General features: G+C 51.8%; 2 protein-coding genes. Both read right to left on the reverse strand.

The window, feature by feature from the left end:
* Positions 1 to 385, reverse strand: a 385-nt coding sequence (locus V6D20_03370; GenBank protein ID HEY9814833.1) for a prepilin-type N-terminal cleavage/methylation domain-containing protein, incomplete at its 3' end; no start/stop codon positions are given.
* A gap of 2 nt (positions 386 to 387) precedes the next feature.
* Positions 388 to 807 (reverse strand): type IV pilus modification protein PilV, encoded by a 420-nt coding sequence (pilV, locus tag V6D20_03375; protein HEY9814834.1) that lies wholly within the window; start codon positions 805 to 807, stop codon positions 388 to 390.
* Between the last annotated feature and the right edge of the window lie 259 nt (positions 808 to 1,066).

Consider the following 1,066-nt stretch of genomic DNA (forward strand, 5'->3'; position numbering starts at 1 on the left):
CACTTCCACACTGAATTCCAACCATCACCGACGGTGATGCATAGGAATACTTCACACTCACCAGATTCCCACCACCACAGGAAGGATCACTCTGCCGCACACCTTCATAATACAGAGTGAGCTCGCTGCCGGTACCATTAACCATTGCCGAAGTTGCCGTCCTGACGTCCAAGGAAATAAAATCATAAAGTGCGCGGAGGTTGTGCTGACGAGTCGCCAATTCTTCCATCTGGCCATAGGTTCTCTTGGAGGCAATGAAGAGCTGCCCGGCACCAAGGACAACGATCAGCCCAATGACCAATGCGACCATCAACTCGACAAGCGAAAATCCCTGATACTGTCGAGGGCAGGAAAAAGAAGGTCTTGACACCGCTTTATGCTCCATAGTCATAAACCCGGCAGCTTAGCCAAAAACATTAGGGTAGAGACATCCTCACCCACGAACCGGTCATCTTTCCATCCTAGGATAATACGATAGCCACACTCGGTGGAGGATGACACACCAACAGCAGACTCCACTTCAAGCTGGTTGAAATAGGGGCTCCATGCATCACCCCAATCATTCACATGATCAAGACCATGACCATCTTTGAAGGGACATACCCTGTTATGCTCACCCAGTTCCACCCACAGACGCTCCTCCGCATCCTGTGCAGCGACGGCAGCAATGGAGCGCTGATAGGAAACATGGGCCCCCTGTAGAGCCTTGATCTGCATGGCAGCCACGCCCAGCAGCCCAAACGCCAGAACCAACAGCGCTACCAAGGCTTCAATAAGGGTGAAACCTTTCGAGGCAAGGCCACCCATGCACCGACCTCTCTTAGGCACATCCACCTCCATCTGCTACTCCTGCCAGGTTTACACAAACTTTCTCGCTTTCACCAGCGTAACTGACCTCAATCTCTACAGCACTTGAAGGCCTTCCCAGCTGATTGTATGTAAATGTCACCGATCCACTAGCAAGATTGACGGGTGAGGAACTTTCGTCAACCGACTTCACACACCACTTCCCTTGATCCGGACTAGCACAGTCGATACTTGTTTCCCCTGAAGCTGCTAGGCGCTT

This window comes from Candidatus Obscuribacterales bacterium (assembly GCA_036703605.1).
Classification (GTDB): domain Bacteria; phylum Cyanobacteriota; class Cyanobacteriia; order RECH01; family RECH01; genus RECH01.